General features: G+C 77.3%; 1 protein-coding gene. It reads left to right on the top strand.

Annotation, left to right across the window (positions count from 1 at the left end; translation table 11 throughout):
• Positions 1 to 2,261: acyltransferase domain-containing protein (locus EEJ42_RS32090; RefSeq protein ID WP_123105423.1), on the top strand; the 2,261-nt coding region annotated here is incomplete at both ends.

Here is a 2,261-nt window from a genome sequence, read left to right as displayed (position 1 = left end):
GTTCGCTGCCACTCCCGCCGAGCCCGCGGGCGCCGCCGCCCCCGCCGAGCCCGTGTCCGCGCACCCCGCGCCACGCCTGCTGGTGCTCAGCGCCCGCTCGTCCGCCGCGCTGCGCCGGATGGCGGGCCGCTACGCCGAACACCTCGGCCCCGGCGGGCCCGGCCGCGCCGACTCGCTGGAGCACATCTGCGCCACCGCCGCCACCCGGCGGGCGGCCCACCCGTACCGGCTGTGGGTGGTCGGCGACTCGCACGACGACCTCGCGGACAAGCTGCGCGCGCTCGCCGAGGGGCGGCCCATCCGCGACGGCGGCACCGGTGAGGCCGGGTTCGGCGAACCCAAGCGCACCGCGTTCGTCTTCGCCGGGCAGGGCTCGCAGTGTGCCGGGATGGCGCGGGACCTGCTCGACTCGTCGCCCGCCTTCCGGGCCGAGATGGAGGCGTGCGACCGGGCGATCCGGGACGAACTCGGCTGGTCGGTCATCGAGTTGCTGCGGGACGCGGCAGTGCCGTTCCCCACCGGAGTCGCCACCGTCCAGCCCGCCCTGTGGGCCGTCCAGGTCTCGCTCGCCGCCGCCTGGCGGGAGGCCGGGGTGGCGCCGCAGCTGTGCCTCGGCCACAGCATGGGCGAGGCCGCCGCCGCGTATGTGTCCGGCGCGCTGACCCTGCGGGACGCCGCCGCGGTGATCTGCCGCCGCAGCAGCCTGATGGAACGGGCCGCCGGACGCGGAGCCATGCTCGCCGTCGAACTCCCGGCGCGGCAGGCGCGGGACATCGCCGCCGCGTACGGGGACGACGTGTGCGTGGCTGCGGAGAACGCGCCGTCCGCCTCCGTACTGGCCGGTGACCACCGGGCGCTGACCGAGATCGCGGAGGGCCTGGAGGAGCGCGGAGCGCTGAGCCGCATGGTCCGGGTCGACGTGGCCTCGCACTCGCCCGCCATGGACCCGCTCCTGGACGAGCTGCGCGAGCGGCTGACGGACATCACCCCGGCCGAAACGCGGACCGGCATGCTCTCCACCGTGCACACCACCCCGGTGCGCGGCCCCGAACTCGACGGCACCTACTGGGCGGAGAACCTGCGCCGCGTCGTGCGGTTCGCCCCCGCGGTGCGCGAGGCGGCCCGGCAGACCGGGACCGTCTTCGTCGAGGTCGGCCCGCACCCCCTGCTCGTCACGGCGGTGGAGGAGACGCTCGCCGACGCGGACCTCGACGGTGCCGCCGTGGGCACCCTGCGCCGGGACTCCGACGGCAGGACCGACCTGCTGCGCGCCACGGGGCAGGTCTTCGCCGCGGGCGGGGCCGTGGACTGGACGGCGTGGTATGCGGCGGACCATCCCGTGGTGCCGCTGCCCGCCTATCCGTGGGACGCCGTACGGTTCCGGCGCGAGGCACGGGGACCGGAGGCCGCAGCCCGCGGCGCGGCGCCGTACATCAGGCGCATCGACCCCGCCGCCTGGGCCGCCGACACCTGGGGCGGCGGCATCCGGGTGCGGGGCGTGGCACCCGTACCGCCGGCCGTCTACTGCGCCACGATGCTGGAGGCGGCGCGCGAGGCGGGCCACGACGAAGCACTGACGCTACGTCAACTGACTGTGGGCGAGGAGCCACTGCTGCTGGACGCCCTCCCCGATGCCGACCTCCGGGTGACCCTCACCGGTCCCGGGGCGGAGGCGGCGGAGGGCCTGCGGGCCGTGGTGGAATTCCGCACCGCCGGGGGGACGGAGTGGCGGAGGGCCGCCGCGGCGCGGCTGGTCGCGGCCCGGGAGGAGGGCCCGCGCGACGCCTCCTGGGCGCTCGACGCGGTGCTGGGCAGGTGCCGCGACCACCGGTCGGCGGAGGAGTTCCGCGAACTCGCCGCCCGGCGCGGGTTCGCCGTCGGGGAGCCCTTCCACGCGGTGGAGCGGCTGTGGCGGGGCGGCGGTGTGGTGGCCGCCCGAATGCGGCGGCCGAAGGTGGCGGGACCGGCGGCCTGGGAAGCGGGCCTGCTGCCGCTGCTGGCCGCGCTGCCCCCGGTGGCGGACGGCCGTCCCTATGTGCCGGGCGCCATCGAGTCCATACGGCTGCCGGCCGCGCTTCCGGACGACTTCTGGACGCTGTGCCGGTTCACCCCCGAGCGCGGGGAGCGTCCGGCGCGCGCCGATGTGCGGATGATCGCCCATGACGGCCGGCTGCTCGCGGAGTTCTCCGGGATCCGGATGCGGCGCCTGGGGCCCGCACGGCAGGCGGGACCCGCGTCCGGCGGCCCGGCGCTGCGCGCGG

The sequence above is a fragment of the Streptomyces botrytidirepellens genome (assembly GCF_003721215.1).
Taxonomy (GTDB): Bacteria; Actinomycetota; Actinomycetes; order Streptomycetales; family Streptomycetaceae; genus Streptomyces; species Streptomyces himastatinicus.
Note: the sequence above shows the minus strand (reverse complement) of the source record. Positions and strands in the feature narration are given on the sequence as shown.